Raw genomic sequence first — 1,679 nt, 5'->3', positions numbered from 1 at the left:
GGGTTCGGGACGCCGGCCGCGATCGTCGGCCCGCTGCTGGTCGGACTCGGCTTCCCGCCGCTGGCCGCGGTGGTGGTCGCCCTGACCGGGAACATCCTCGCGATCACCTTCGGCGCGGTCGGGACGCCGCTCATCATCGGGTTCGAAGACGTCGTCTTCGGACAGGACCCGACGGAGACGGGCACGGCGGCGTACGCCGTCGTCCAGAACGGCGGCTTCGAGANNGTTCTGGGCGGCCGTCATCCACGCCATCGTGGGCATCGCGATCCCGTTCATCGGCGTGGCGATGATGACCCGCTTCTTCGGTGAGGAGCGCTCGCTCAAGCCCGCCATCGAAGTGATCCCGCTCACGCTGTTCGCGTGGGCCTCCTTCGTGGTTCCGTACCTGTTGACGGCGTACTTCCTCGGGCCGACGTTCCCGGGACTGCTGGGCGCGATGGTCGGCCTGCTCGTCGTCGGTTCGACGCTGCGGGCGGGCTACTTCCTGCCCGAAGAGGAGTGGGACTTCGGGCCGCAGGAGCAGTGGCCGGACCACTGGATCGGCAAGATCGAGCCCGGAACGGGCATGGGCACGTCCGGCGCCGGCCAGAAAGTCGTGACCGACGGCGGCGCGAGCAGCTTCGAGGACGCACACAGTCAGGACATGTCCCTCGGGATGGCGTGGGCTCCGTACATCCTCGTCGCGGCCCTGCTGATCGTGACTCGGGTCGTCGGACCCGTGCAGGGGTTCCTCTCGTCGACCGGCGTCATCACGTGGAACAACATCCTCGGAACGCCGTTCTCTGAGGGCATCGAGATGCTCTACCTCCCGGGGTCGCTGTTCGTGCTGGTCGCGGTCGTGACGTACGGGATCCACGACATGGACGCCGAGGGGATCAAAGACTCGTGGGCGGAAGCGATCAGCAACATCATCCCGGCGGTCATCGCGCTGTGGTTCGCCGTCGCGACGGTGATGATCATGCAGAAGACCGGCGCCGATATCGTGATCAACGGCGTCGAAACCGTCGACTTGGGAATGCTCCAGTTGCTGTCCGCCGCCACGGCTGACCTCACCGGCCAGATGTTCCCGTTCTTCTCGGGCTTCATCGGCGCGTTCGGCGCGTTCATCGCCGGTTCGAACACGGTCAGTGACATCCTGTTCGGCCTCTTCCAGTTCGAGGCCGCCCAGCAGATCGGTGCCCCGACCCAGATCGTGGTCGCCGCGCAGGCGGTCGGCGGGGCGATCGGGAACCTCATCGCGATCCACAACGTCGTCGCCGCGCTCACCGTCGTCGGCCTCATCGGTGAGGAGGGGCGCGTCATCCGGCTGGAACTGATACCGGTACTGTACTACGGGGTCGCGACCGGTCTCCTGACGCTCATCCTCGCCTACGTGGTGGTTCCGGGGACGTTCTGAGAGAGCGGCGACCCTATTTTCCCGCCGCCGGTACCGTCCGCGGTCGTCGACTCGTCCGAGGAGTCATGCCGGTCGCAACCCAACGTCTCCCATGGACCGCAACGACGTGCGGCGAGCNNCCCGGGCGGGCGGTTCGAAACGGTGCGCCGCGGCTGGATGGGCGGCCGCATGTTCTTCTCTGCGCCCGGACGCGACCGCACCCTCGCGCAGCTCCGCGAGGCCGGGTTCATCGACGTGGAGACGAAGACCGCGACCGACCCGCTCGGGAGCAGCACCGAGTTCG

At 67.5% G+C, this 1,679-nt stretch carries 2 pseudogenes; both read left to right on the top strand.

Annotation, left to right across the window (positions count from 1 at the left end):
- Nucleotides 1-1,396, top strand: a pseudogene (locus tag DJ75_RS13630) (L-lactate permease); the annotation flags it as partial.
- A 120-nt stretch (nt 1,397-1,516) separates the two neighbouring features.
- Nucleotides 1,517-1,679: pseudogene (locus DJ75_RS19205) on the top strand (SAM-dependent methyltransferase); the annotation flags it as partial.

The organism is Halorubrum sp. Eb13 (assembly GCF_002252895.1).
Taxonomy (GTDB): Archaea; Halobacteriota; Halobacteria; order Halobacteriales; family Haloferacaceae; genus Halorubrum.
The sequence above is the reverse complement of the archived record's forward strand: the minus strand, read 5'-3'. Positions and strand labels throughout refer to the sequence as shown.